The sequence below is a fragment of the Cupriavidus necator genome (assembly GCF_040578825.1).
Lineage (GTDB): Bacteria > Pseudomonadota > Gammaproteobacteria > Burkholderiales > Burkholderiaceae > Cupriavidus > Cupriavidus necator_E.
This window is the reverse complement of record NZ_JBEFLI010000001.1, coordinates 221,018-246,219: the sequence shown is the minus strand read 5'-3', so window position 1 is coordinate 246,219 and position 25,202 is coordinate 221,018. Positions and strand designations below refer to the sequence as shown.

The 25,202-nt window shown below is 59.3% G+C and carries 16 protein-coding genes and 2 pseudogenes; 4 read left to right on the top strand and 14 right to left on the bottom strand.

Annotated features, from left to right (window positions below):
• Positions 1-19 precede the first annotated feature (19 nt).
• From AB1I47_RS01175 to AB1I47_RS01155, 5 genes are read right to left on the bottom strand one after another with little or no spacing between them, the layout of a single operon-like run.
• Complete coding sequence (locus AB1I47_RS01175) at positions 20-1,585, bottom strand: condensation domain-containing protein (RefSeq protein WP_354681935.1); 1,566 nt, start codon at positions 1,583-1,585, stop codon at positions 20-22.
• Positions 1,575-2,324 (bottom strand): thioesterase II family protein, encoded by a 750-nt coding sequence (locus AB1I47_RS01170; RefSeq protein ID WP_354681934.1) that lies wholly within the window; start codon positions 2,322-2,324, stop codon positions 1,575-1,577. Before AB1I47_RS01170 ends, AB1I47_RS01175 begins: the two co-directional genes overlap by 11 nt.
• Positions 2,325-2,351: 27 nt before the next feature.
• Positions 2,352-3,905, bottom strand: coding sequence for an acyl-CoA ligase (AMP-forming), exosortase A system-associated (locus AB1I47_RS01165; protein WP_354681933.1), 1,554 nt, complete (start codon positions 3,903-3,905; stop codon positions 2,352-2,354).
• 14 nt (positions 3,906-3,919) lie between these two features.
• Entirely contained in the window at positions 3,920-6,595 is a 2,676-nt protein-coding gene (locus AB1I47_RS01160; protein WP_354681932.1) for a non-ribosomal peptide synthetase, read from the bottom strand.
• 14 nt (positions 6,596-6,609) lie between these two features.
• On the bottom strand, positions 6,610-7,440 hold the full coding sequence (locus tag AB1I47_RS01155) for an SDR family oxidoreductase (RefSeq protein WP_354681931.1): 831 nt from the start codon (positions 7,438-7,440) through the stop codon (positions 6,610-6,612).
• 2,193 nt (positions 7,441-9,633) lie between these two features.
• Here AB1I47_RS01155 and AB1I47_RS01150 point away from each other — a divergent pair.
• The 4 genes and pseudogenes from AB1I47_RS01150 to AB1I47_RS01135 all read left to right on the top strand — a co-directional run.
• Entirely contained in the window at positions 9,634-10,017 is a 384-nt protein-coding gene (locus AB1I47_RS01150) for a hypothetical protein (RefSeq protein WP_354681930.1), read from the top strand.
• A gap of 105 nt (positions 10,018-10,122) precedes the next feature.
• Positions 10,123-10,539, top strand: coding sequence for a hypothetical protein (locus tag AB1I47_RS01145; protein ID WP_354681929.1), 417 nt, complete (start codon positions 10,123-10,125; stop codon positions 10,537-10,539).
• A 206-nt stretch (positions 10,540-10,745) separates the two neighbouring features.
• Positions 10,746-10,862, top strand: coding sequence for an SHOCT domain-containing protein (locus tag AB1I47_RS01140; RefSeq protein WP_354681928.1), 117 nt, complete (start codon positions 10,746-10,748; stop codon positions 10,860-10,862).
• A 210-nt stretch (positions 10,863-11,072) separates the two neighbouring features.
• A pseudogene (locus tag AB1I47_RS01135) lies at positions 11,073-11,261 on the top strand (3-isopropylmalate dehydratase small subunit); the annotation flags it as partial.
• A 623-nt stretch (positions 11,262-11,884) separates the two neighbouring features.
• On the opposite strand, the gene AB1I47_RS01125 reads toward AB1I47_RS01135, so the two are convergent.
• The 9 genes and pseudogenes from AB1I47_RS01125 to AB1I47_RS01080 form a co-directional block, all read right to left on the bottom strand.
• The gene (locus tag AB1I47_RS01125; protein WP_354681927.1) at positions 11,885-12,184 is read right to left on the bottom strand and encodes a hypothetical protein; all 300 of its coding nucleotides are present in this window, start codon (positions 12,182-12,184) and stop codon (positions 11,885-11,887) included.
• A 229-nt stretch (positions 12,185-12,413) separates the two neighbouring features.
• Entirely contained in the window at positions 12,414-13,070 is a 657-nt protein-coding gene (locus AB1I47_RS01120; protein WP_354681926.1) for a hypothetical protein, read from the bottom strand.
• Positions 13,071-13,485: 415 nt separating this feature from the next.
• A complete protein-coding gene (locus tag AB1I47_RS01115; protein ID WP_354681925.1) occupies positions 13,486-13,857 on the bottom strand; it encodes a CCDC90 family protein in 372 nt (123 codons plus the stop codon).
• A 254-nt stretch (positions 13,858-14,111) separates the two neighbouring features.
• Positions 14,112-14,417, bottom strand: coding sequence for a CPCC family cysteine-rich protein (locus AB1I47_RS01110; protein WP_354681976.1), 306 nt, complete (start codon positions 14,415-14,417; stop codon positions 14,112-14,114).
• A 214-nt stretch (positions 14,418-14,631) separates the two neighbouring features.
• The gene (locus tag AB1I47_RS01105) at positions 14,632-15,135 is read right to left on the bottom strand and encodes an energy transducer TonB (protein ID WP_354681924.1); all 504 of its coding nucleotides are present in this window, start codon (positions 15,133-15,135) and stop codon (positions 14,632-14,634) included.
• 205 nt (positions 15,136-15,340) lie between these two features.
• Positions 15,341-15,521, bottom strand: a pseudogene (locus AB1I47_RS01100) (transposase); the annotation flags it as partial.
• A gap of 113 nt (positions 15,522-15,634) precedes the next feature.
• The gene (locus AB1I47_RS01095; protein ID WP_354681923.1) at positions 15,635-16,021 is read right to left on the bottom strand and encodes a barstar family protein; all 387 of its coding nucleotides are present in this window, start codon (positions 16,019-16,021) and stop codon (positions 15,635-15,637) included.
• A gap of 610 nt (positions 16,022-16,631) precedes the next feature.
• Positions 16,632-24,275: a two-partner secretion domain-containing protein gene (locus AB1I47_RS01085; RefSeq protein ID WP_354681921.1), complete on the bottom strand. Its 7,644-nt coding sequence runs from the start codon at positions 24,273-24,275 to the stop codon at positions 16,632-16,634.
• 91 nt (positions 24,276-24,366) lie between these two features.
• Positions 24,367-25,200 carry a peptidylprolyl isomerase gene (locus AB1I47_RS01080; protein WP_354681920.1) on the bottom strand — a complete coding sequence of 278 codons (834 nt, stop codon included), beginning with the start codon at positions 25,198-25,200 and terminating at the stop codon, positions 24,367-24,369.
• Between the last annotated feature and the right edge of the window lie 2 nt (positions 25,201-25,202).

Here is a 25,202-nt window from a genome sequence, read left to right as displayed (position 1 = left end):
AAGCCGATGGAATCGGCGCTTAGAGCACCGATTCCATACTATTCCCAGGCACCCGGGACAATGCGCTTATCACTTCCATGTAGGCCGACAGCCAGTCCGACGCTGTCTGTCCGGAAAACAGGGAGCTGTTGAAGATAAGACGGATATCCAGCCCTGTCGGGCGCTCGAAGATATGCATGTGCAGATCGAAGATGGCGCACCTTGTCGCTGCTGGTTCCCATATAACCGGACGGCTGTCCAGCTGCACCTCGACTAGCTGGCGGGCGTGGAAAGCGAGCATCAGGTCGAATATTGGATGGCGTGACATTCTGTCTGGCCTTTCCTGCGCAGCCATCTCGACCATTTCATTAAGCGGAAAGAAGCTCTGCTGGGTGGTGGCGCGGACCTCATCAGCCACTTTCGCGAGATGCCTAGAAAAGCTGTCCCGCATATCGATATCAAGCCGGTAGCATGCAGTGCTGGCGAACATGCCGATGACATTTTCCGTGCCGGCCAGAGTTCTGCCCAGAACCGGGCTTCCCAAGATGAAGTCTCTGTTGCCGGTGATGCAAGATACGGCAATCCCATACGAGGCGATGAGAGCTTCATACAAGGTAGCACCACCATGTTGCGCCACCTCGCTCAGCCGGGCGACGTCCTCTGCCCCCACGAACGCGCTGACGCAACCGGCGTCGACCAAACGCACAGGTGGCCATGCGCGATCGACCGGCAGTGCCAATGGTTGCGGCAATGGGAATATTTTGGCTTTCCAGTACGCCAGGCTGGAGGCCCGCTCTGCTTCTAGCTTCGGCGCTTGCACCCAGCAGCAGTAATCGGTGTAGGTCAGATCTGGAAGTGCGGGATAGCGGCCGCTGTACAGCGCATCGATCTGCGCGAAGAGTAGCTTCTTGGAATAGCCGTCCGTCACGATATGATGCATATCGAACAGCAGATAGTGCTTACCGGCGCAAGAGACCTTGGCGAAGCGATACAGCGGTCCGTGTTCAAGATCGAAGGGCTGACAGAACCGGACCAGTTCTTCCTGCAGGTCATCGGTGACGCCGCGATCGACGATATCCAGCTCGGTTTCGTCGAATGCCGCAATCTGTTGCTGCAGATTGCCATCCCGCAGCACTAGGCGCATATGCAAGCCGGCGTGTCGCTTCAGGACCGCGATGATGCAGCGGCTGAATCGCCTGATCTCGAATTGCGGACCTGTCTCGACATACAGCGGTAAATTGTACTGTTTCCCCAACGGTGTGCGAATCTGGTCAAAGGCGACCCCGGTTTGCTGATCGCTCAGCGGATAGGCATCTGACTTTGCTGTCGGTGCGATCGTGCCGCCGACTCCCTGCTCCAGATTGCGGGAGACCTGTACCAGTGACTGCTCCCCTAGCAGCTTGGCCGCACTGCAATCGACCTGGAAGCCGCTACGCAGATGGGCGGCAAGCAACGTCGCCGCGAGTGAGTCCCCACCATTCTCGCGAACGCTCCGGTCGATATCGACATCGACCATACCGGCTTTTTCCTTCAGGAAGGATGCCATTGCAGACACGATGTCTACATAGATGACCGGGACATCCTGAACACGCGCCTCAAGCGGCATCCTTGACTCCCTGCACGTCGAGATTGGAGGCAATTGTCTTTATCGTAGGGATCAGCAGTGCCGGCTCGTCGACCCAGAACATATGACCGCCATTGATCTCAAGAAAATCGACGCTGCCCAGCGTGACTTCACGCCATTGCAGCGCTTCATTGGCGTACACCACCTGGTCGTGTTTGCCGTGCAGGCATGTGATGTTGATGGAAGATGGGGCAGCCCACACATGCTGATAGCTTTCGTGCATTTCCACATCGGCACGCAAGGCCGGAAGCAGCAGCCCTCGCATATCCATGTTGGCCAAGGCAGGATGCGTATAACCGGCGAGAGATTCGACCTCGCGCACGAATTCGTCGTCGGACAGACCGGTTGCCTTGCCTCGACGCTTGAGCAACGGGGATGCCGAACCACTGACGACTAGATGCACGATACGTGTCGCTGACCCTTGCTCCAAAAGGCGCGCCAATTCGTACGCCAGGATCGCGCCGAGGCTATGGCCAAAGACAATTACCGGCGTCTCGGCGTGCCTGTCCAATTGCTCTTGGAGCTGAGCCGCGATGTCGGTTACTTGCGCGACGGTGTCCCGCAGTGGAGCTTGCGCGAATCGTTTCTCTTTGCCGGCCAAGGAAGGCTGCAACATCTGGACGCTGTCTTGGAGCAGCGGCCGCCATGTGTTGAAGACACTCGGACCGGCACCGGCGTAAGGCAGGCAGATCAGAAAAGGCAACTGCGATTGGACGTACATGGTGAGGAACCTATCGATTAAATGGATTCAATTACCGAACAAGGATCTGATCTGTACCCGATCCAGCTTTCCGGTCTGGTTGCGCGGAAAGACCTGATCAGTCAGTTTCAGAGTCTTCGGCATCATGTAAGGTGGTGCAATGGTGGAGAAATGGCTGCGAATCTGGGACTCTGAAAAGTCTGCCATCTTGCGTCCAGCAGAAACCACGAGAGTGATCGACTGACCAAGTTCTGGGTGCTCCACGCCGAATGCGCAGGCCTCCAGGTCCGCAGACAAGTGATAGACGATCTCTTCAAGTTCGACCGGACTCACGCGATAGCCATTCGTCTTGATCATTTCGTCATTCCTGCCGACAAAATAGAGGTATCCCTCGTCATCCTTGTAGCCGATGTCACCTGAAAACACGCAGGTTTCGTCTACCACATTGCTCACGGTGAGGCCCTCGGGCAGTCTACGGAAGCGCTTCATGGTACGGTCCTTGTCACGCCAGTATCCCATCGCCACAAGCGATCCCCGCTGCACGATCTCGCCATGCTCCATCGGGTCGCACTCGCTGCCATCGGCACGCAGCACCAGCACGTCCTGATTAGGTATGGCTTTGCCAATTGAGCCCGGCCGGATATTGATCTGGTCGGGTGGCAGATAGGTGGCTCGGAACGCTTCTGTTAGGCCATACATCAGGTACACGCTGGTCTGCGGAGCGTTGGACTGCAACCTGCGCAGGACTGCGTGGGGCATCTTTCCGCCGGTGTTTGCGATGTAGCGCAACTTACTGGTAATCGAGCCAGGCCATTTAAGCTGTGACAACTGAATCCATATTGGCGGCACGGCTGTCATCGCGGTGATCTGTTCGAAGTCGAGTATCGACAGGATCTCTTCAGGTGAACGCGAATCGGTCAGCACTACCGTTGCTCCGACCCACCACGCAGTGGTCAGCTGAGACAGTCCCGCATCGAAAGACAACGGCAATACGCTGAGCAGCCGATCATGCCTGTTGTTGTGCAGATAGCCCGCGACGATTTCGGCGCCAGAAACCAGATTCCGGTGTGAGACCACCACGCCCTTTGGCCTGCCGGTGCTTCCCGATGTATACAGGATGGCGGCGGCATCGGCGTCGATCGTGCGGTTGCCGGAATGCGTTGGCGCTGGCTCCCCGATGTCCGACACCTCCTCAAATAGGACGCAATTAAGCAGGCTCTCCAGTGGCTCGCAGCGGGCTTGTAGGATTCTCTTGCGGTCGGCGGAAGTGATAAGTACCTTGGCCTCGCAATCCTTAAGGATGTGTTCGACCTGGCGCTCTCTCAAGACCGGATTGACCGGCACAAAGATGCAACCGGCCTGACTCACCCCCAACATAGCGGCAACCACATCGATGCTCTTTTCACCGAGCAATGCCACCCTGTCTGACTTTCCTGCACCTGCCCGAATAACCGCATCACGGTAGTGCAACGCCAAGCGCCAAAGTTTCCCATAGCTAACCGAACGGTCAGCATGGACCAGCGCTTCGTCATCTGGGTGCGATGCCGCATTGAGCGAGGCGAGTTGATGGAAAAGCCGCGCAGTCTGTACGGGTGGAGTCATGATTTCTCCCGATGCTATTGAATCGCCATGGCATTTGCGATGGAGGCGATGTTTTGGTGGACGTAGATGTCTTTCAGCGAGATTTCCGGTAGTCGCAGGGCACGCAAGCGCTGGTTGATTTTGATAGCGATCAGGGAATTTCCGCCCAAGTCGAAGAAATTGTCGTGAGCGCTCACTGACGTCCCGAAACATTCCATCCACACCGCGCGATACCGCTCCTCCATCCCCGTATCAGCGGCTATGGCATAATCTGCGAGGCAGGCCGACTGGTCGGCTTCCGGACGGTATTCGGCCAGTAGTTTCTTGCCATCGAGCTTTCCGTTGTTATTAATTGGAATGCTCTCGACCACTGAGATGGACGATGGCCGCATATAGTCTGGCAACTGCTCGTTGAGTTTGTTGCGGATAGTCGCCGTGCGTACACCGGCGCCTGTCACGAAGGCGCGAAGCACGGCGCTGCCTGGTTGGCCGTCCCCTTCATCGAGCAGGACCACTGCGTCGGTGATGTCAGCCAACTGGCGAATCTGTGCCGCAATGTCCCCGAGTTCGATGCGAAAGCCGCGCAGCTTGATTTGGTTGTCAATCCGTCCGTAGTGAAATAGGCACCTATTCTGGTCCAGGCGCCCACGATCGCCGGAGCGATAACGCCTCTGCCCGCTGTCCGGATCGAGATCAAAACGGCTGGCGCTAAGTTCTGTGCGGTTCAGATAGCCGCGCGCAAGCCCGATGCCATACACGCAAATTTCCCCAGTCAGCCCGGTTGGCAATGGCAATCCCGCCTTGTCGCATATGCCTAGGCTCCATCCTGGCAGGGCTACACCGACACTCGACCTGTCGTCAAGTGCTTGGCGCCTTGTCACGATTTCATAGGTTACGTGCACGGTGGTTTCAGTGATGCCATACATGTTGACCAAGCGGCATCGGCTTTCGGGGAAACGATCAAACCAAGGAATCAGCTTAGCCTTCACCAACTTTTCGCCGCCGAAGAAAACCAGCCTAACATTGAGCTCCGCATCGGTGGCAATGGCTTCCCCAACGAACTGATAGAACGCCGACGGCGTCTGGCTCAATACTGTCACTTGCTGTGTTCGTACCAGTTCCGTAAAAAGTTCAGGATCGCGGCTTGTCCAGTATGGAACCATGACCAGTGTCGCCCCGGTAAGCAATGCGCCCCACATCTCCCAGACTGAGAAGTCAAAGGCCATCGAGTGGAAGAGCGACCAGACATCGTCCGAACGCAGATCGAACAGTGGCTGGCAGGCATCCACCAGCCCAACCACATTACGATGCGGTACAGCCACGCCTTTGGGAACGCCAGTCGAGCCAGAGGTATAGATCACATAGGCAACGCCGTCGGGTTCGGCCGCCGCATCGGCGGCATGATCGAGTCGCTGGATGGTGATGTTATCGGACAGCGCTTGCGCGCCTTCGATGCTCTTGGCGTCCGTGAGCATCAAGTCAGCCTGGCTGTCCTCTAGGATCGCTGTCCGGCGTTGCATCGGCGTTGCCGGATCGATGGGGATGTAAGCACATCCAGCTTTCAATACAGCAATGATCGCGACGATGAACGCCGGCGTCCGTTCCATGCAGATCGCCACATACCGGTTGGCCCCTCCGCATACGCGGATCCGTTGCTCCAGCACTTCGGCTTGAGACACGAGCGTGCCATAACTGATCTTGCTGCTTTCGAAGATCAGGGCCGTCGCTTCATGCTGCAGAGCAGCCACTTGATTGAATCGTTCGATCAATTCACCTTCTTGCGGGTGATCGGTGGCATGCGTCTGTCTAGCCTCAGGCAATACTGGTGGTGCTGGCTGCGCCGCGGCACGTGCGCCCTCCTCGTGGCACACAGATCGCAGATACGTCACCACGCTTAACAGGTCTGCGCGCGCAACCCGCTCTACACCAAACTGGGTGTCATGCAGGTTTACCAGCCCATCCTCTCGCTCTTCGACCAACAGGCGCCATCCCTGGGACTGTGGATCGGGGAGATATTGCAGCACCGGACGTGGGCCATGCCGGAGCAATTCGATGTGGACCGGCAATACTGATGCGTCCTCTGGTTGCACACCAACGGGAGCGGCTTCGATATTCTGGCTGACGGCAATTATGGTCTCGATGTCTTGTGTGGCGCCGACCTCAAGATCGATCGACGGATGGCGTCGATACAGTTCGTTACCGGAAAGGGGCCGCTCGGCCGCCTCGAATCGGTGCAAGCGGATGCGCTCGTAGCGGGCTGTGGCGCTGGCCGCCAGCACAATGGCAGGGATCGCCATCTGATGCGGAATTGCCTCCAGCAGCAGTGTGTCGTGCATACGCGCTATCGACACAGTGTCTTGAAAGAACTGCTGGAGTCGTTGATCGTTCAAGCGGATGTCATTGCTCAGAAGAAGGATGCTACGTCCGTCGTTGCAATGACAGACGACAAGGACGATTCGGTTCCTGTCCTCGCCACCAAGTGTCACCAGACGCCGAGCCTCGTGGCAGACCGCCATGCGCACAGCTTCTGTATCCGAAGAAAACGGTAACCTGCGCTCAAAGCAGTCCACCGGCATCTGATCGTCCACGCCATCCAAGGTACGGATCAGTTCCTGGAGTTTCCAACCATGGTCCTTGAACCATGCACGATCCAACCATGCGAAAAAAACTTCGCCCTTATTCGGGCGAGAAGAGCCGCCTTGCTTGTCCATGCGTATTCACCCGCCTATTTTATTGAGAATCCGCCATCGAGCGTGATCACACCGCCCACCATCTTCACGGACTGCTCCGACGCTAGCCAGAGTGCCGCTCGGGCAACGTCAACGGGCGCGAGCAGCTCGTTGTTTGGCTGTGACTGGGTAAACACAGACTCGTATTCGTCCTGGTCGACATCAAGCGCGCGAGCGATCTCTGAGAGCATTATTCCTTCGACCCGGAAGTCGTCGCGGATAGAGCCCGGACAGATGGCGTTGACCCTGACACGATGCGGCGCATAGTCCAGTGCCGCAGCCTTGGTTAATCCGATCAGACCATGCTTTGCCGCGACGTAACCAGCAAAATGCCGATATGCAACAACGCCGGCAGTAGACGAGATGTTGATAATGCTTCCAGACTTGCGTTCCACCATGCCCGGACCGATCTCCCTGATCGCACGCCAAGCCCCGGTCAGATTTATATCCAGCATGAGCTGCCATTCGTCCTCCCTGACCTCATGCACAATGGCTCCAGAAGGCCCTGCAATACCGGCGTTGTTTACCAGGATGTCGATTTGACCAAAGCGTTTCATTGCGCGATGCACGGCGTTCCCCATGTCGGATTGCTTGCGTACATCCGCGAGCACGACTTCGACCGCCGCTCCCTCCGCCTCGCACAGTTCCGCTGTGGCGCGCAACTGGCTTTCAGTGGCCAAGCTGTATGGCACTCCGTCGATATTTGTTGCCACATCGACGAGCACAACATCTGCGCCTTCTCGCGCAAAAATCATCGCCGTGGCCCTTCCTACTCCCCGCGCTGCACCAGTGATGAAGGCAACCTTTCCTGCTAATTCCGAGGCCATTATTATTCTTACTCCGTTGTCTATTTTGGTATCCGGGCGTTGTCAGATAGGCGGTCCGGACTGAGTCAGGCGGGCGATGTTGTTAGCATGAATTAATAGGCGGCAGAAAGGGACTGGTGGCGTTACCGGTGAACTATCATCGGACTGCGAAACGCATCGCGAACTGTTTGCGGTAAGAGGCTGGCGAACTGATCCGAGCGTGGTAGAAGTGCCTGCACAATGGATCCCAACGATCGTGCGGATGGTATGAGTTCGAGTTCGTGGTTTAAGAATCTAGCCAAACGTTTTGTAAAAATTGCCCCATTTATTCCCCGAGACGTAGTCGATGTTTTGTAAAAAATGAATTGGCGGAGTATGCCATACTGCCCTCATCCCGCATTGAAATGTTTTAACACCTGATTTTAGATTGAGCACACATATCGTATGAATGTCGCATCAACAAGTCATTGTTTCGTATCTCTCACCAAAACGGCGAGTAACGGCGCGCGTGTAGGCAATTGACTACCGACTTTCGTAGGGTTTCCTAGCTCGATTGTTTCGCTGTAGGTAGCCGAAACTGCGTTGCGTACGGGGCGATTTTCTCGTCCACGCCACGCAACTTTGGCTTGTACACTCGCGCGTATCGGTTCTTGCAGTGGAATTGGCTCCGCCCCGTTCCTCATCCTTCATGGAGCGCTTCTGCTAAAACGCTGGAAATAGTTCCCCGACTTCGGATGTTGAAATGTCCGGCCCTCTGAAGTGAATGAGCGAGTCGGAATTACATGCTTTTTTTCGAGGTTAACCTTCGATCTGGCAGTTGATTCGGGTGAGCGGGGCGGGGTTATACCTTATTTTTTAAAGCGAGAATTGGCGATCAGCCAGCACGACCTGCACGTAACGCTTATCCACTGGGATGTGAAACGGATCAGGCTGGGTGTGTCCACTTCGACGCCATGGGGCTTGGATACGCAGCGACACTTGCAGTCTCGTTCGTGAACTGCAGTATGCGGAACCGCGGTGGGGCTCAGGTCGCTGCCAGAGCTGAGTCACGCCACCTTACGTGAATGGCAGGGCACGGTCCCGAACCACTATCTGGATAGCCAGGACAGGTGGACTGGTTCCAGTTCTCAAGAGTTTTGGTCACATCTGGAAGTTGTCATACCGCGTGGGCGTAAGGCCAGCCTGCGTTGCAGATCCCGGCGACAAGGCAATGCGTAGCGGTTAGATATGTGGCCAAACTCGAAGCATATCAGGCCGCTCAGGAATACCACACTTGGGATCATTGCCCGAGCGGCGCAGAACGGTATTACTGCACGAACAGCCATAATGACCAGCGCCATGACGTTTCCCCGCGGCCCGCCAGACAGCTCCGGTGAAATCCAGCTGATCTGCAATTTCATCCGTGTGCTGCCCTCGACTCGGTTTGAGATTGGGTAGGGTGCCTGACGTCAATTGCCATTAAATCATTTGACATAATTTTCCATCATCGAAATTTTGACGCGCGGTCTGCGGCATGGCCGACCTTCCGCTGGCAAAGGCTTTAGTCACCGAAAGGGTAGCGCGGCGCAGCGAGGGCAAGCGATCTCCGCCTCTCTCAGGTCTTCTTCCCGACCCTGAGCCGCCTTCCGGACCCGAGCTGGCGCGCCAACCGCTTCCGAGATGCAGTTGCCGCTCGCCCCAGCGAGTTTTTGATCGGCGAACAGTCGGCCGACTCGGTCCTTCGGCAATGCGCAGTGGAATGGATCAGAACGGTAGCAAGAGGCTCCCGGCCACGGCAGACCACTATCACGTGACGGCCTCTGCGCGCGGACGATAGTCCGACCTGTAGCGGCAACTGTCCTGCTCCTGCGCATCGACACGACTTGCGAGGATGCACCCGCTCTTACACCGCTTCTCGGCCGAGCTGCGGCGATGGGCGCCGGCGCCGGTCACGAAGAACGTATGTGAGGAATCCGCATGTCCTAGGGCAACCTCGAAGGCCAGCGTTCTGCATTCCGCTTGGCCGATGCGATTGTGGCGGGCACCTCGGCGCAGGAAATGGCTTGCGCAGACGCATTCAACCCGCCACGGCCGATAGCGCGCATGACCACGGCCTCACCCGTTGCCGAGCCTGGCAAAGCTCTTCCCAGATCATCCATCTAGGCGATTGCACCTGCCACGCCGACCGCCCATAGTCTGGAACAAACGCCACGCAGGCGCCCAGGGGGAGAGCTCATGGGACTGATGAATTTCCTGACCCGATCCGCCACGAAGATGGCCGCGGTCACCTTGTCGAAAAAATACACAGACGACGTCATAGTGATGGAAGTCGGTTACAACGTCTGCCGGCAGCTAGCATCACAACTCGGGAACAAGTTGGCCGAGGAGGCGATGGTCCGCATGCAGAAGGAGGAGATGGACACCGATGGCGAGCTCACCGGATACGAGTGTGCCTTGATAAAGCTCGCCTGGATCTTTCGACACGACAACCTGCAATCATCGCAGCGTGAGGCCGTCTACGAGCTCTGCGCTGTGTCTCCAAGGCGGCGACTGGGTGCGTTCGAAAATGAATCTCCCTCTACGTCGCAGAGAAGGTCGGTCCTCGGCTGCTGGAATTGAGTGCCACGTGAGGAGCTTGGTGGGCGAGATGGCGCCTATGGAAAGACGCCGTTCCAGTAAAGCCGTTTCGAGAGGGAATCCTTCAACAACAATAGGAGCAGTCTTATGAATGAAATTATGGTTACCGCCCTGATTGGGGGGCTAATCTTGCTCATCCTCGCCATGCGTGCTTCACGCGTTGCTTACCATACGCAAAAATCCGTAGTGGCAAGTCTCGCAGAGCTTCCTGAATTTAGCTGCGATCATGAAATCTTTGGTGTTGGTTACGATGGCTTGGCTATTGATGAGAGACGACTCAAGTTTTGTCTCATTGATAAGAGCCTGAAACCGGCTTTTCTAAAGGTCGTTCAGGTCAAGGATGTTATTTCGTGTGAAATTATTGAAGACGGAAATTCCATAGTCTCAACTAATCGCAGCAGTCAGTTGGGTGGTGCACTGGTTGGCGGGCTGGCCTTTGGTGGTGTAGGTGCGCTCGCCGGTGCCCTCTCAGGCACAAAAAAAAACAATAGGTACTGCGACTAATCTCGCTCTTCAGCTTACGATTAATGATACGGAGCATCCCGTTCATACCATTAGATTCATAATAGGAGAAACCAAGAAAGACTATCTCTATTTGGGAAGCCTTCACACAGCGCGGCGCTGGCATAGCCTGATTACTGTAATAATTAAACGCGCTTCTGTTGAAATAGATTCAAGTACAAAGTATACGCAAGTATCTTTTACCCGGTGTGGCGGATGAGCTCCAAAAGCTGGCGGAACTTCTGAAGGTTGGACTTCTCAGTGAGGCCGAATTTGCGGAGCAAAAAAAGAAGCTGCTGGGACAAGGCCATCAGGCGGATCGCTGACTCAGGGTCATCGTATTCTTTGTGCGAATTCTTACGGTTTACATCGAGAAGGTTATGTAATCCAATGGCTCGTACTTCCTGCTATATCAAGTTGCTCAGCAACGAGTAACCCTTGCTGCGCCAGGCTTTCCAGGCCACCGATCGCCAGGTTCTGCACAAGACCCCAATATCGACCACTACTATGGGCCGCCGAGCTTCGGTCTCGCTTAGTTCCACGAGACCAACGCGTTCAACGGCTACCAGCTGACCATCGATCTGGACAAGCAGGCCGTGATCACGCGGTCGGGCCAGGGCTACGAGTTCGACATCGCCCCGTTCCGCAAGTACTGCCCGCTGAACGGCTTCGACGATATCGGCCTGACCCTGCGCCATGCCGACAAGATCAAGGCCTGCGAGGCCGGAGGAGGGGGAAGCGGGGTGGGCTTCGATCCGCCGGCCCTTCCGCTACCGCCACCAGCGCCACCGCCAGTGGTCTGCTACCGCAACGCCGAGGGACTGAGCTGGAACGGGCAGGGCGACATGCCGTCTTGGCTGAAGCGGGCAGCTAATGCGGGGCAGAGCTGCGGTTTGCGCATTGGCTCCGAATGCGCGCGACGGTCACGCTTTCCCAAACGAAGCCATTCGTGCCGATCGCGTTTGGCTTGACGCTCACCTACTTACATCGTCGGTCAATGCTCCAGAGCACCTTATCAATTCTTCGCGGTGTCCAATATGAGCTTGAGAATCTCTCATTGAGGGACTGTGCTTTCGCCCGCATAATCTCAGTGAGAATGATCGCATCCGGCAGCGTCAGATTTTGCGGAGTCATGCGCCCAACGCCTTTCGCTCCCAGGTAGGAAGTGTTGGGACATTGCGCAGTGTTTTCACCACGAATTGGTCGACCGTGCCAAACTTCTGCGGGTACAGTAGGGCTAAGAGGCCTGAGGCCCCAGCAAATCCAAGTCCAGGGGTTTTCTTGGCAGCCAAGAGTGTTTCACGCGTATCATCCTCGCTGGCCCACATGAAGATGAGATCCTTTACGCTCAGCCGAGCTCGGGATACTGTCCATGGCGCCTCAGGAATTTCGTCGTGGAGCCATATCGGTTTGCAGCCGTGTATTTCCACCGGAAGTACTTGTTCAAGAGGAATTCGTACCATGCATGCGCGTCGAGTCCAGCGATTGCTTGAGGGTCCAGCCTTTCCATTTCCCGCTCTAGCCCGATGTTAGCCCGGCCTACGCACTCCCAGTAGCCGATCGTCTCTGCGCAGAGCCACTCCTGTTCGTCGGTGGAGTTCCACAGGTTAGCTACGCCCCCGCGATGTTCGGACTCGTGCTCAGACATGGATTTTCCCTTCAAAGTGGGATCGTGCTTTCCGTGCAAATTGATACGCTGGGATGCGAAAATTCGTATGCCATCGACGACTTACGGCATCGGAAAGAACCGCACTGCGACTGTTATCGCAAGACATTGATGTAGCGCAGCCTTTTCCCTTCAATGGTATCAATTCGCACGCGAAGGACGATTACCCCTGCCGGTTCGTTCAAAGTTCCTGTTTCGGCACGGGGAACGCTTAGCGCGCCGGTGAGCAACTCTGGCCAGCGCAGGCATATTCCTTCGTCATGCCGCCCATACAGTTCACTCGGTAGGTATCCCCTTCATGGCCAGTTCCAGTGAGGACCGCGTACCCGACGGGAGTACACATGTCTTTCACAGCAAGCGCCTCGGCAATATTGGTAAAAGGCCCAGGGGCAGGTTTCGATACGGGCTTCCAGGCGATGGTCATCGGAGCTGCGGGCGCCTGCGAACCTAGCTCTGCCGGCTTCGGCATCTCGAGTGCCTTCATCTCGACCGCGATCAAATTTGGATACTCATAGGCCGCCCCACTCCCTATATCGATCGCCGCGCCAACCAGGCCGCCAAAGATGAGGTTGCCAAAGACCATGGGCTTCGTTGTCGACTGTGCGGCCGTTGTCCCCGGCTCCGAGCCTGTCTTGGTGCAGGTAACATTCATGGCTTCATAGGAGCGCTGGATCCCGACAGATCCCGGTGTCGTAACGAACCATTTCCCCTTGTCGTTCGAAAGTGTGCATGCCGCACCGGCGATTGACTTCGCGTCCTGGCGCGCCTCCACCGAGATGTTCTGCGAAGTGCCGCCCACAATGGACGCACAGCCGGTGCACATAACCGACAGCGTCGCCACAATTTTCAGCAAGAAACGTCCGCTCATGACCCTCTCCCCTTGTTGTTGTTGGCAGCCCGAGGATAGTGGAGGACCCTGCGATGCCATATCGGCCAGAAGTGTGTTTCGCTTGTGAACGCCCCTCCATGAGCGTCGCCAGAGAGCGCCGGGGCTACGCCGCGACCCTAGAGCCGGGGCGGGCGAGGGAGGTGAAGCTGCGGACTCAAATCTCGACGGAGCTCGAGCGCGACGAGGTGATTATTGTCCAGGACCGGCCGAGGCCTGCGAGCGACGCAGCCTGCGCGAAACGGACGCCGAGCGTACCGCGCGCCAGAAGTGCGATCGCACGGCTGAAGACTTATGCGTCGAAGTGGGCGGCGCGCAGAGAGGCCCGCGACTTGACAGGGGCGCAGGTCGAAGTCGTCGCCCGGCTTGAAGCGTCGCGGCGCTCGCCGCGGCGAGTTTAGGTCGACGTTTCTGGAGTGGCGTTCTGGTCAAAGCCTGTTTGTAGAGGGCAGCCGCACTGCTTCGAAATCTCAATAACCAAGTCCGTAAGTTGGTCCGTGCTCAGACTTTGGATCGACATCCCATTTTTTGCGGAATCTTCCAACGCCTCATTGAGCGACAAGGAAAAAGCCTCTGCGTTTTCACGTGGTACACCTGTCCCCTCAAGGATTCGCGCGAGCTTCAGCGTGTCAAAAGCAGCCATTTTCTGGTCCTGTTCTGTGCCGTTTGTGCCATTCAACGCCGATCTTAAGTGCAACGGCCCATCTAATATGTACGACGCCGCGCACTGGCTGACCACACCGCCGTGCGAAAGTTGGGATTTGGACATCGCGTGGGTTCTGCAGGGCAGGTGGTGTCCGAGAGTCTGGTCCCAAAACAACATCCACGGTAATGATGGTGTAACGGGCCCCGCGCGTCAGAATCTTCATGATGGCTCGGCCGCCTTTAACATAACGCCCGTAGGGCGAAATTTTTTCTCGGACACAAATCCGCGCGGCTTCCAAATACCTCTAGCATCTAATTCTCGGAGGGAAGGCGATCCTGTAGTGATTTACCTTCCGGTTTCCGCTACATGAATAACGTCTAGCAAGTATGGCCCGGGCAATGACGCCCTGTAGAAAATAGCAAAAACAACAATTCCTTGCGCTGAACGGCGCCGTCGCCTCTACTGTACTCAATGGTTTCGACGAGGTCGGAATGCGCTCCTATTTTGTGTTTTGAGGGTTTTCTCTTCCTCCAAAGAAGCTGCGCCTCTCTCAAGCTGCACGAATTTGCCCCACCAGCATAATCGGGATCTGCTGATTGCACGGGGTCGTCCTCCCACCCGCAGACCGTACATATCTCGTAGATACCCAGCTCATCGATCGTAAAGCCGCCACAGCAGGGCAGGGATGCTCAAACGTGTTCATGACCGAGTCGTATGGTAGAGGATCTCCGTTTGGAGGAAGCACTGACCGTCGTTTTGCCGTCACCAGTGCCTCGGTTTCAACCTTCTGATCATCGACATGAGCTCCCTTGTACATTAACTCAAAGGGCGTTTCGGTCGCGAACACAGAAAGTTGTGATGGTCCAGGTATTCATTCCAACCATCCCTGGCTTCTCGTCATTTGAGCTGAAAAATGAGTTTATCGTCGATGGTTACAGCCACCGGCTCGCCTGTACGACGATCTCGCGCCGGCTGACAACGCTTTTGCTTCCATGCATTGATTGCATCGGTATCAAGACGAGCGAAGCCAGAAGAGTTCACGATCTCGATGCGCTCGACGTGACCCTTCACGTCGATTTGAAGCCGGGCGGTAACGGTTCCCTGCTGGCCGAGGCGCCGTGCTTGAGAGGGATAGAAGGGCGATGGCTTTGTGCATTTCGGTGGCTCGACGGCTTCGTCGATCGAGGTCGCGCATCCCGCGAACAGCAGGGTGCAAAGGAGCGCACATACGATGCTAATCGTTCTTGCCCAGAAGCTCTCGTCTCCCCAAGAGAATGCTGGTTGAGCGCCTGCGCGTTGTGCCTCTGGTATGCTGGCTTCGCCTCGCGTCAACGAATACCGCGACCTCACCGATAAGGCCGCCTTCGTTGCCCTCAAGCCCATGCGATAGTATCGACGCATCTACAGGAACACCTCGACAATTGAATCTTGTGGCATAGCAAGAAAGCGCTTCCATCCCTCTAGTACCAGCTTCCATTTATGGTGGTCAAGTTATTTCGGACAGGCGGATAGGTTTTCACTGTCGATTTCGCCTTGTGGGCAGTGGGCGACAGATACCCCAGGGTTGAGTGCAAGCGCACTGGGTTATAGAAGCCAAAGAAGGCCGAGGCTTTTTTTAGCAATGCGTTGTCCTCGCGCAGTTGCCGGTTTTCCGCTTCGAGCTGTTGAATGTGCTGCTGTTCCGCCGTCAGCGGCTTACCCTCGCCGGGCCCGCCGGCACGCTCTGCGTCGTACTGCGCCACCCAGCGGCGAACCGCCGTCTCACCAAGTTCCATCGACCGACAAACAACAGCCCATCCCGGATCAGCGGCGCCGCCAGCGCACTGGCTGCCCCACCAATCGCACCGTCGGCGCAATCCGCCCGCCAAACTCTGCGCCGCGCAGATCAGTAGCGCGTCAATTATCCATCCTGCAGGAAGCATTCGACGGCACCCCTGTCCGATTCAGCGAAAATGACATCGAATCGATGAGTCTCCCCGGGATGCCAATCAAGGACGGCGTCCCGCAACAAGCGCAGATAAATCTCCAGCTCCGGCCGAGTCAAATTTGGAAGTTCAGGGTGGATAAGCACAATGTTGTGCTTGTCGAGCCAACTGAAATCCCGAACACAATCAAACAGTGCGTCCCAATTAAAGCCGAAATAGGTCGGGAATACGAGTAGCGACGCGAGCGCCTCGAGTAAAGCACTCTTTGATTCGATGGCGCGGGGCAACACGGCAATGAACGCGTCATTGACTTGATACCGGCGCGGTTTGTCAACGTAACGAAACGGGCTGAAATTCGTCATCATAATCACCTTTTCACCGGAGCGAACGTCTTGTAATGGTCGGGGGTGTAATAAACTTCGCCATTTCGCCCTGTCACGATCTGCTGAGGGCCAACACCATTCACGCCTGGCGTAGGAACGACATTCAGCATGGACCAGCCTTTCGGGATCTTAAAAGAGTCAGTTTGGTCAGGGGGAATTTCCCCTAGTCCTCGATCTTGGAGCCAACCCCGCCTATTGCTATGAGCAGAGGTGGGGATGGGCCCAGCCACCGCGTGCCGAAGCAGTAGCTCCCTTTTCTTCAACCTGCACCTGAGATCTTCCACTATAAAATCTCGTCCACCCTCCCACGCCCAATTACCCTATCAAGCTCAAAAACATCAAATGGGTCCCCAACGTCTACCTTGTTGCGAAAATACTCCCAACTCGGGAAACAAATCCTTACTTTAATAGTCTCCCCAGGGTAGTGAAGATCGTTATCAGCATACGAATGAACGCCGCTTGCAAGGTAATCAACCGATGCAAATTTGTGGTGGGGTGCGTATCCACTACGCACGCCCTTCACTTTCGGGTTATCAACGTCGTCCGCGATAAAAAAAGTAGCGAGTATGTGATGCAAATCTCACCTCCCTCAATAAGCGTGATCAACATTCTTTACCACGGAATTGAATAAATCCAACCCTCTTTTCCCGTTCACCGTAAGAACACCACTCCTAAATATAAATGGATCAATATTTTTCGACACACCGAAATTATAAATCGCATTACTTGGGATAGTTACCTTAACGAGGGCAGCATAATCCGTTGAAAAATTCGCGTAGGTAAGCACCTCATTCAAGTTGAAGCCAAATTGTTTCATTTCACTGCCTGCCGGGCCGAAATTAAATTGACCAGACTTCATGATTGAATGGTACTCCTCGGGGCTCACAGCCCGATATAGAGTCGTGAACTGCCCCTCGAGAGCCTTAGCAGCATCATTGCCTACCGACCTCGTCGCCCCCAAGAGAGCTGAGCCTTTCAGCGTACCTTTGAGCGCCCCCTTGAGCAGACCCGTGCCGATCAGATCATCCGGCGAGAAGGCCGGTAGCTCAAGACCCTGTGCTTTGGCCTGGGCAATCTGCCAGCTCTTGTCCAGCACTTGACAATCCACGGAGCCTGCAGCCGAGCCGCAACCATAGGCGGTCTTCTGATCCTGGATCCAGTTGGCAAGCGACTGACAACGGGATCCCTCACAGCTAGTGAGCCCGGCGGCCAGGATGTCATTGCTCTTTTGATCCGTTGCCGCATAGATATTGGCGGTCGCACACGACGACAAGACGCCGTTCGCGCATTCCCGCTTAGCCTTCTCGAACGCCAGCCGATCCTTGGGGCTCAGATAGTTATTGGCCGCCTCGTTCTGTGCCGCAACTGCTGCAGCGATTCCGTTCTGGCCGAGTGTATTGGCCAACGCACCGCCGGCAAGCATGGCAGCTGCCGTCACCACCACCTGATTGACCGGATTTGCCCGGTCGGCATTGGTCCCAATGCCTAGCGCTCCGCCCACCAGTGGCGACACTACCGCTCCGGTCACACCACCGATCGCCCCCGACTGGCAGTTGGCACCACTAGCCGCTCCGGCGGCACAGCCCAGCACCGCGTGCTCGGCAATGTTTTGCCAAGAGAGCGCATCGGTCGTCGCGCCGATCTCATTGGCTCCCAGTGCCCCGGCCTGCGCCACCAAGTTGCCTGCGAGCGCCTTGCCGAAGCCCCCCCCATATGCCACTGTGCTCAGCGTGGCATTGATCAGGCCCGTCCCTACCATGCCCACGGCTTGCTGCGCGATGGTGCTCGAGGCGCCGTCCTGGGCGGCCTGCAGCACGCCGCCAAGCGTGTTGGTTCCCGCCAGGTTGGCCAGGCTGTTGGTTCCCTTGAGGACCGTATCGAAACCGTTCACCCCGAAGCTTGTGCCATCGAAGGTGATACCGTTGGTCAGACCTGCCGTCGCAGCGCCGACCAGACCCGCCACGGCGATCTTGCCGAAATCCACCCGCCCGGTCACCAGTTGGCTGGCAAGGCTGCCCGCCATGCTGGAGAGGGCAGCCACCACCATAGCTTGCGCCAGAGTCATCTCGGCCAGCGCCACGCCAATTACAGCTGCCGCAGCGCCTGCCGTCACAATCGACACGACGACCGCCGCCACCATGGCTACAATCTGGACCAGCGGCCCGAAGCCTTTCTTCTCCTTGATGAACTGCGTGTGGATATCGTCGGCCACGGTCTCCGCGGCGTACTCCACGCCGAGGTTGGCCTTGAGCTGGTTGACGAACGCGAGCGTGGCCGCTTCGTCCACCGTGCCATCGGCATTGCGGACCAGAAACGCATCATTGACAGCGTTGATGGCATCCGCCTCGATGTTCATGTGCATCGCGTTCATGAACCCGCCCGGCTGCACCACTGTGCCGGTCAGTACATTCCAGCCGCCTTGCACGCGATAGGCCGAGGTGCCGATGTCCACCACATTGGGCGCCGCATCGATGCTGCCAGCCTTCACGTTCAGCGTGTCGGCCGCGGAGATCACACCGCTGTTGCGGAGCTGCCCGGCAACGTCCAGGCTGATGTTCTCGCCCGTGATCGTGCCGCCGGTCGGCTTGGTCAGCGCCTGCGCGTAGCCCTCCGGCAGGTACACCTGCGGCACGAGCGCGTTGACGCTAGGGCAGGCCGCGCCGGCGATGGCGTTGCAGTTTTGGTCTGGTACCGCCTGCTCGACGTACCACAGCAGCGGCTTGTCCAGCTCGTTGATCTGCCGCTGGGTCAGCGCCGTGCCCAGCGCGAGGTTGTGTTCCTTGGCGTAGTCGGCCGCATTGCGGTACAGGATCAGCTTTTCCTGATCGGTCACCGACAGCTGATACTGATTGTCCCAGGCCAGGCCGTTGATGAAGCTAGCCTGTCCGGTTTGCTGCAGTGCCGCCTGCTGCAGTTTCTGGCCCTCGGTGTAGGGGTCGTAGTAGAAGCTCACGCTGCCCGGGCGCAACTCGGCCGGCAACTGCGAGAGCAGGTAGTCGGGCGTCACACCGGTCAGCACGGCCGTGGCCGGGCTGACGTTCAGGTATGGGGCCCGGTCTCCGGTGGCGGTGGGGCTCGTTACCGCATTGCCGCCCAGATTGGCATTGAAATGCCAGTCCACCCTCGTGGCCGTCCCCGTCGTTGGCACGCTCGGCGTCGCCACAATGACCGGATTGAACTGCCAGGGCTGGGTCGGATTGATGACTGGGGTGGCCGCAGGCACAGAGCCCGCCGGAACCGGCGCCGGGCCGAGCGGAATCACCTGCTTGGCTGCCGTCGAAGGCGGCGTCGGCTGGTTCGGGCTGGTGTAGCCGTTGACCAGCGCCGAAGCAGAGACGTCGACCATGCTGCCCATCAGGTTGCCGGTGTTCAGCACGTGGCCACTGGCGCTTACCGACAGGGCGTTGCCGGCCTGGATGCCGGATTCCAGGCTGCCGATGGTGGCGCGCCCGCTGGTGTCGTGCCAACGGTCGCCACCGGTGCGGTCTTCCTGCCAGTGGCCGACCCAGTCGGCGTTCAATGGGATGCTGCTGTTGTCGACGGCGCCGGTCATGTTGACCGTCACGTTGCGGCCGCCGGTGATCAGTGCCCCGTTATTGGTCAGCGTCGTGCCCGACAGGTTGACGTCGCGCGCCGCGGATATCACCCCGGCTGGGCCGGCTTCGGTGTCCTCGTCTGCCGCACACTGGCTGTTGCCATAGGTGCCAGCGGGATTGCAGCCACCCGCGTACGGCGGATTCTGGCCACCATAGCTCTTGTGCAGCTTGACCGGATCCATGGTCTTGTTGACCAGGGTCGGCGCGGTGATCGATACGTCGCCTGCCAGCGACTGGATGGCGCCGGCCTGGTTGGTGACGCTATTTGTCGCCGTTAGGCTCACGTCCCCCTGGGCTGCCAGCGTGCCGTTCAGGTTTTGGATATTGGCGGCCGTGATCGTCAGCGCCTGGCCTGCCGCCACGGTGTTGGGGGTCTGCTGCCATGCCAGCGTGTCGACATGCGGGTTGGTGTCGCCCGGGCAGTCGGAGGCCCCGTCCACACAGCCCGTCGTCGTCGTGACCTTGCTGTCGTACGTACCCTGATTGGTAAACGTGCCGGGCGTGGTGATTGCGATCTTGCCTAGCGCGGCCAGGTCGCCCGCATTGGTCAGGTCTCCGGTACCGGTCAGGCTCAGGTTGCCCCCGGCGCTGATGTGGCCAGCCTTGCCGAGCTGGTAGCTAACAGTGGCTTGCGTCGGTGCATTCGCCTGCGGGCCAGTGACGGTCCCCGCCAGATAGATCTCGGACCATGGCGGCGGTGCAGTGCAGCTGTCGCAATTATCCATGCTGGGCGGCACGCCATACACCAGGGGCCCGGACTCCGACCAGAGCGGCCCCGTGCGTTTCTCGCTGTAATACTGCAGTTGCGCCAGGAAGGCAGACAGCTCGGTCTGGTTCACCGTATCGGTGACGCTATTGACGAGCGTTGCCGAGCGGCCGTTTTCCAGGCTGCCGGCGTTGAGCGCCACGTTCTGGCCGGCCGAAATGACCCCGCCCTTGTTGGAGAGCGACGCGGCGCTGATGTCGAGATTGCCGCCGGCAATGATCTGGCCGGCGGTGCCGTCGGCCTGCCTGACGGTGGTGCGGTCGATGGTCGGCACGCCTGCGATGCTGGGCAGGTCGGCCAGGTATGGGACCGCAGTCGGATCCGTGTTGGCGGGCAGCAGATGCCAGTAATAGCCTTCGGATGCGGAGCCCTCGGCGCCGACATAGATCCGCTCTGGACCAAATGCCAGCGGCACGCTGCCATCGGACTTGCGCATCACATCGGCGAGCGTGATCGACTGGACCGTGCCCTGGACGTAGCCCGAGCATGCGTCGCCGCTGCCACAGCTTACCCACGGTATGTAGGAGCCGATGACGGTGGTGCCGAGCAGGCTGTCGTTGGCAGCCTTGACGGTCGAGCTGCCAGCGTCGATCGGCGCAGTGCGGTCATTGATGACCTGTTGCGCGGCAATGTGGATATTGCCGTTGGCGCCGATCACGCTGCCGATGTTGTTGAGCGTGCCGGCAATGTCAACGTTGATGTCGCCACCGGCCTGGGTCGTACCGCCGCGGTTGTCATAGTTGGCACCGGTGATGGTGATATCGCCCAGCGCCTCGGCCGTACCCTGGTTCACCACGTTGCCGGAGAGCGCCAGGTTGCCATTGGCGTGCACCGTGCCGGTGTTGGTCAGCGTGCCGGCGGACAAGGTCAGGTTGCTGCCGCCAACGATCTGGCCGCTGTTGTCCAGCGTGCCGGCGGTGGCCAGCGTCAGGTCGCCGGCTTTCTGAATCGTGCCGGTGTTGCTGATGCCCTGGCTTGCCTGCAGCACGACGTTGCTGCCGGGCACGTCCCAGGTGCCCGTGTTGCGGATCGCCAGCGCCGCCAGCGTCATAGTCCCGTTGGCGTTGAGCGTGCCAGTGGCAGCACCAGACGGATCGAAGGTCTGGTTCGGGGTGTTCAGGGTCAGGTTGCTGCCTGCCAGCAGTTGGCCGGCGGCGTTGTTGAAGCTGCCGTCGCCACCGGTCACCGTGAAGGCCAGATCGCCGGTGGTCGGACTCTGGCCCGAGACGTCCCCAGCGAAGATCGTGCCGCCCGTATTACTGACGAGGGTGCCGGTCGTCACATTCAGGCTCTGGGCGCCGACCAGCAGCCCCTGGGCGTTGTCCAGGCTGTTGGCGACGTTCACCGTGGCGGTCTGGCCGCCAAGCGTCCCGCGATTGGTGAGATCGCTCGCGTTGACGCTGACCTGGTTGCCGACAAGCAGACCGGTGTTCGTCACGGCGCCGCCGGCAACGCTCAGCTGCTGCGTGGCAACGGTCGTGCCGATATTCGAGACCGTGGCGCCGACGAGGCTGACGTTCGTTGCCTGCGTATCGCCGGTGAGCGCGAGGCTGCCGGTAGCGGCGGCATCCAGCGTGCCATTGACTACGTTGGTGGCGCCGGAGGCCGACACGATCACGACGCTCCCACCGCGCAGCGTGGCATTGCCGCCGACCCAGTCGAGGCCAGCCACGTTCAGCGTCTGTCCGGCGCTGGCGGAGAGATTGCCGCCTGTGAGCACGCTGCCGGCCAGCGTCGCGTTCTGGCCCCCCGACACCGTGGCATCGCCCATGCTTTGCAGCGTGCCATTGACCGTGGCCGAGCCGCCGTTGGCTTGAATGGCAGTATTGCCGCCGCTGGAGAGGCTGCCGGCCACAGTCGCGTCACCGCCGGCCGTGATGGTGGTGTCGCCATCGCTGGTGAGCGTGCCATTGATCAGCGCGCTGCCGCCAGTCGCCGTAATGGCAGTGTTGCCTGCGCTCTGCGCCTGGCCGCCGATGGTCACATTCTGTGCGGCGGTCAGGGTCAGGTTGGCTTTGCTGCCGATCTGGCCGCTGGTGGTGATGCTGCCGGTCTGGGCCGTGACGCTGACGGGCCCGCTGGCCAGCACCTGGCCGCCGAGATAGGCATCGGTCCCAGCCGTGACGGTGAGCGAGCCGGGCGAGACCACGTTGCCAGCCGTAGTGACGCTGCCCGTGACGCCGGTCAGCGACACATTGCCACCAGTGCTGCCCGCCGCGCCGTTGATCGTCAGGTTGCGCTGAGTGGAAAGATTCAGATCGCTTGCCGACACCACGCTGCCATTGATGGTGGTGTCGCGAGCGGCGTTGAGCTGAATCGCACCGGGGGAGGTCACATCGCCGCCGAGGCGGATGTCCCCGCTGCCATCGTTGCCGGCGGCCGACACGGTGACCTGGCTGCCGCTGACCGCGCCACCCACATCGACGCTGCCGCCAGCGGCAAGCATCACCGCCTCCTGGGCCTTAACCCCACCTGCACCGACAATCGAGCCGCCCGCGCTAACGGCAACGGCCTTGCCGGAGTCGAGCGCGCCGCCAAGCGACACGTCCCGGCCCGCATTGATCGCATACCCGCCTTCACCCTGGCCATTGCCCGAGGCGGTGACATTGCCGGCCGCGTTGAGTCTCACTGCCTCCTTGGCATAGGTGTTGCCGACCTTCAGGTTGCCGGCCGAGTCGATGGTCAGGTTGCCCGCCGAGGCCGCCAGGTTGCCGTCCGTGCGCACGCCGACCCCGGCGGCGGTGCTGACGATTTTGATTTGGCCCGCCGTCATCGCCCCAAAGGCGGTCGCATCGATCGCCAGTCCGTTGGTCACCGTGGTGTTGGTGGTGGCATTGTTCGGGCCGGTGGCCGCGGTGGCAAACGTACCGTTGGCAGGGACAACGAGCTGGCGGCCCGCGACCAGATTGATCTGGTTGCCGGCGTATAGCGTGCCGTCCACGCCGATCGACTCGGCGATGAGGTTGATATTGCCGACCGTACCCTCGATCCCCACGCCGTTCGGGTTGCCCAGCGTCGGGTTAGCAATCTGCACGCGCCCGCCCTCGACAAGGAAGCCCACAGCTGCGGCCGCATCGAAGCTCGTGGCCGTACCAGCGGTCGACAGGAATTGCGGCGTGCCGGTCGTGAGCGTGACCTGCGTGGTATTGGTAAAACCAGCGCCGCTGGTATAGACACCCCCGGGCGCGGCAATGACCACGCCCGCGGGCGCGCCGAACACCTCAACGGTGCCATTGATCTGTGCCGGCGTCTGGCTGGTCACCTGGTTGATGATCAGGTTGGCGGGGCCGGTGGCCGCGAGATTCAGGTTCGCGCCCACCTGGCCGCCGAGGAACGTGCCGCCGCCGGTCGTGCTGTTGTTCAGAATCAGGCCGATCGGGTCGACCACGAACGACCGGTATTGGTTGAGCGAGATCCCTTGCGCATTGGGCGTCGTGATCCCGACCACCGGCACGCCGCCCTCGGGCGCGCCGGCGCCGGTGGTGGTCGTGAGGGTCGGGGTGAAGCGCACCGGCGCGTTCGGGTCGGTGATCGGCGCCGCGAGGGTGGCCGTCGGGCCGAAGCTGACCGTCACCGGTAGGTGGTTCATGGCCCAGCGCAGGAGGCCCTGCCTGACAGCACCGGACTGGATCGCGAGACTCGCCGGATCGCTGGCGCCAGCGGCCAGCACGCCCGCCGCCTGTTTGGCCTGCTGCAGCGAGACCTGCAACGGCCCCAGCCACACCGTGACCGCCACCACCCCGGCAAGCGTGCGTGCGAAGACGCTGCGCCGTCCGCGTTCGGCCATGGACAGTTCCTCCGACCCCATGTCTGGCAGGTCAGCGGACTGCGAGGTGGCAGAAGACAACGTGGCCGGTCGGTCGCGATGCATGGTGAATCCTGACGATGCTTAACAGCTTGTTGGTATGGCGTCGGGTGCGGCAGGGCGTTGCTGCCTGCCGCCGGAGAGCAGGAGGCTCGCGTTACTGGGTGATCTTTGCCTTGGCGAGCAGCTGGGTCACCAGCGCGGCGGTGGCACGCTCGAGCGCCTGCGCCTGCAGGGCCTGCTGGATGCCAGGCTTGACCGTGTCGAATGTGGGCACCTGGGTCGGACGCACCTCATCGACCTTCACGAGGAAGCTGCGGTTGTTCCAGGCAACAGGCGCCGCGCTGACCGCGCCGGCCGGCAGGCTCGCAATGGCTTGCGCGAGCGGCAGCGGCAGGCTCTGTGTTTTGCCCTCTTGCGCCGGCACCTTGAAACTGACCCAGTCGATCGCGCCGCCCGCGGCCTTCGAGGGTGCCAGGCTGACCGCCTGCGCGACCTTGCTGAAATCCTCGCCCCCCTTGATGCGAGCGAGTGCGGCGGTTGCGGCTTTGTCGTCAGCCAGCTCGATCACGCGCGCCTTGTATTCCTTTTCACCGAGGCTCGCCACGATCGTGTCGTAGCGCTCCTTGACCTGCGCGTCAGCGACCGGCGCCGGCTTGATGTGCTCCTTGAGCCAGGCCTGGGTGAGGATATTGGCCTTGGCTTCCCGCAGGGCCTGCTGCACGTCGGGTCGAGCCTCCAGGCCCTTGTCCTTGGCGGCCTCCTGGCGGAACAATTCCCGCGCGATCAGCTGTTGCTTGATGGCGCTGCGTGCCTGCGGCGTGTCGGTCAGCTTCGCCTGCTGAATGGCCTGCTGCACTTGTTGCTGCGTGATGGCGACGCCGTTGACGCTGGCAACTGGGCCCACACCGGCGACACCTTGCGCATTGGCCCCGTGCGGGCCGAAGGCGAGGGCGGAGGTGATAATCAGACGCGAGATATTGGTTTTCATGG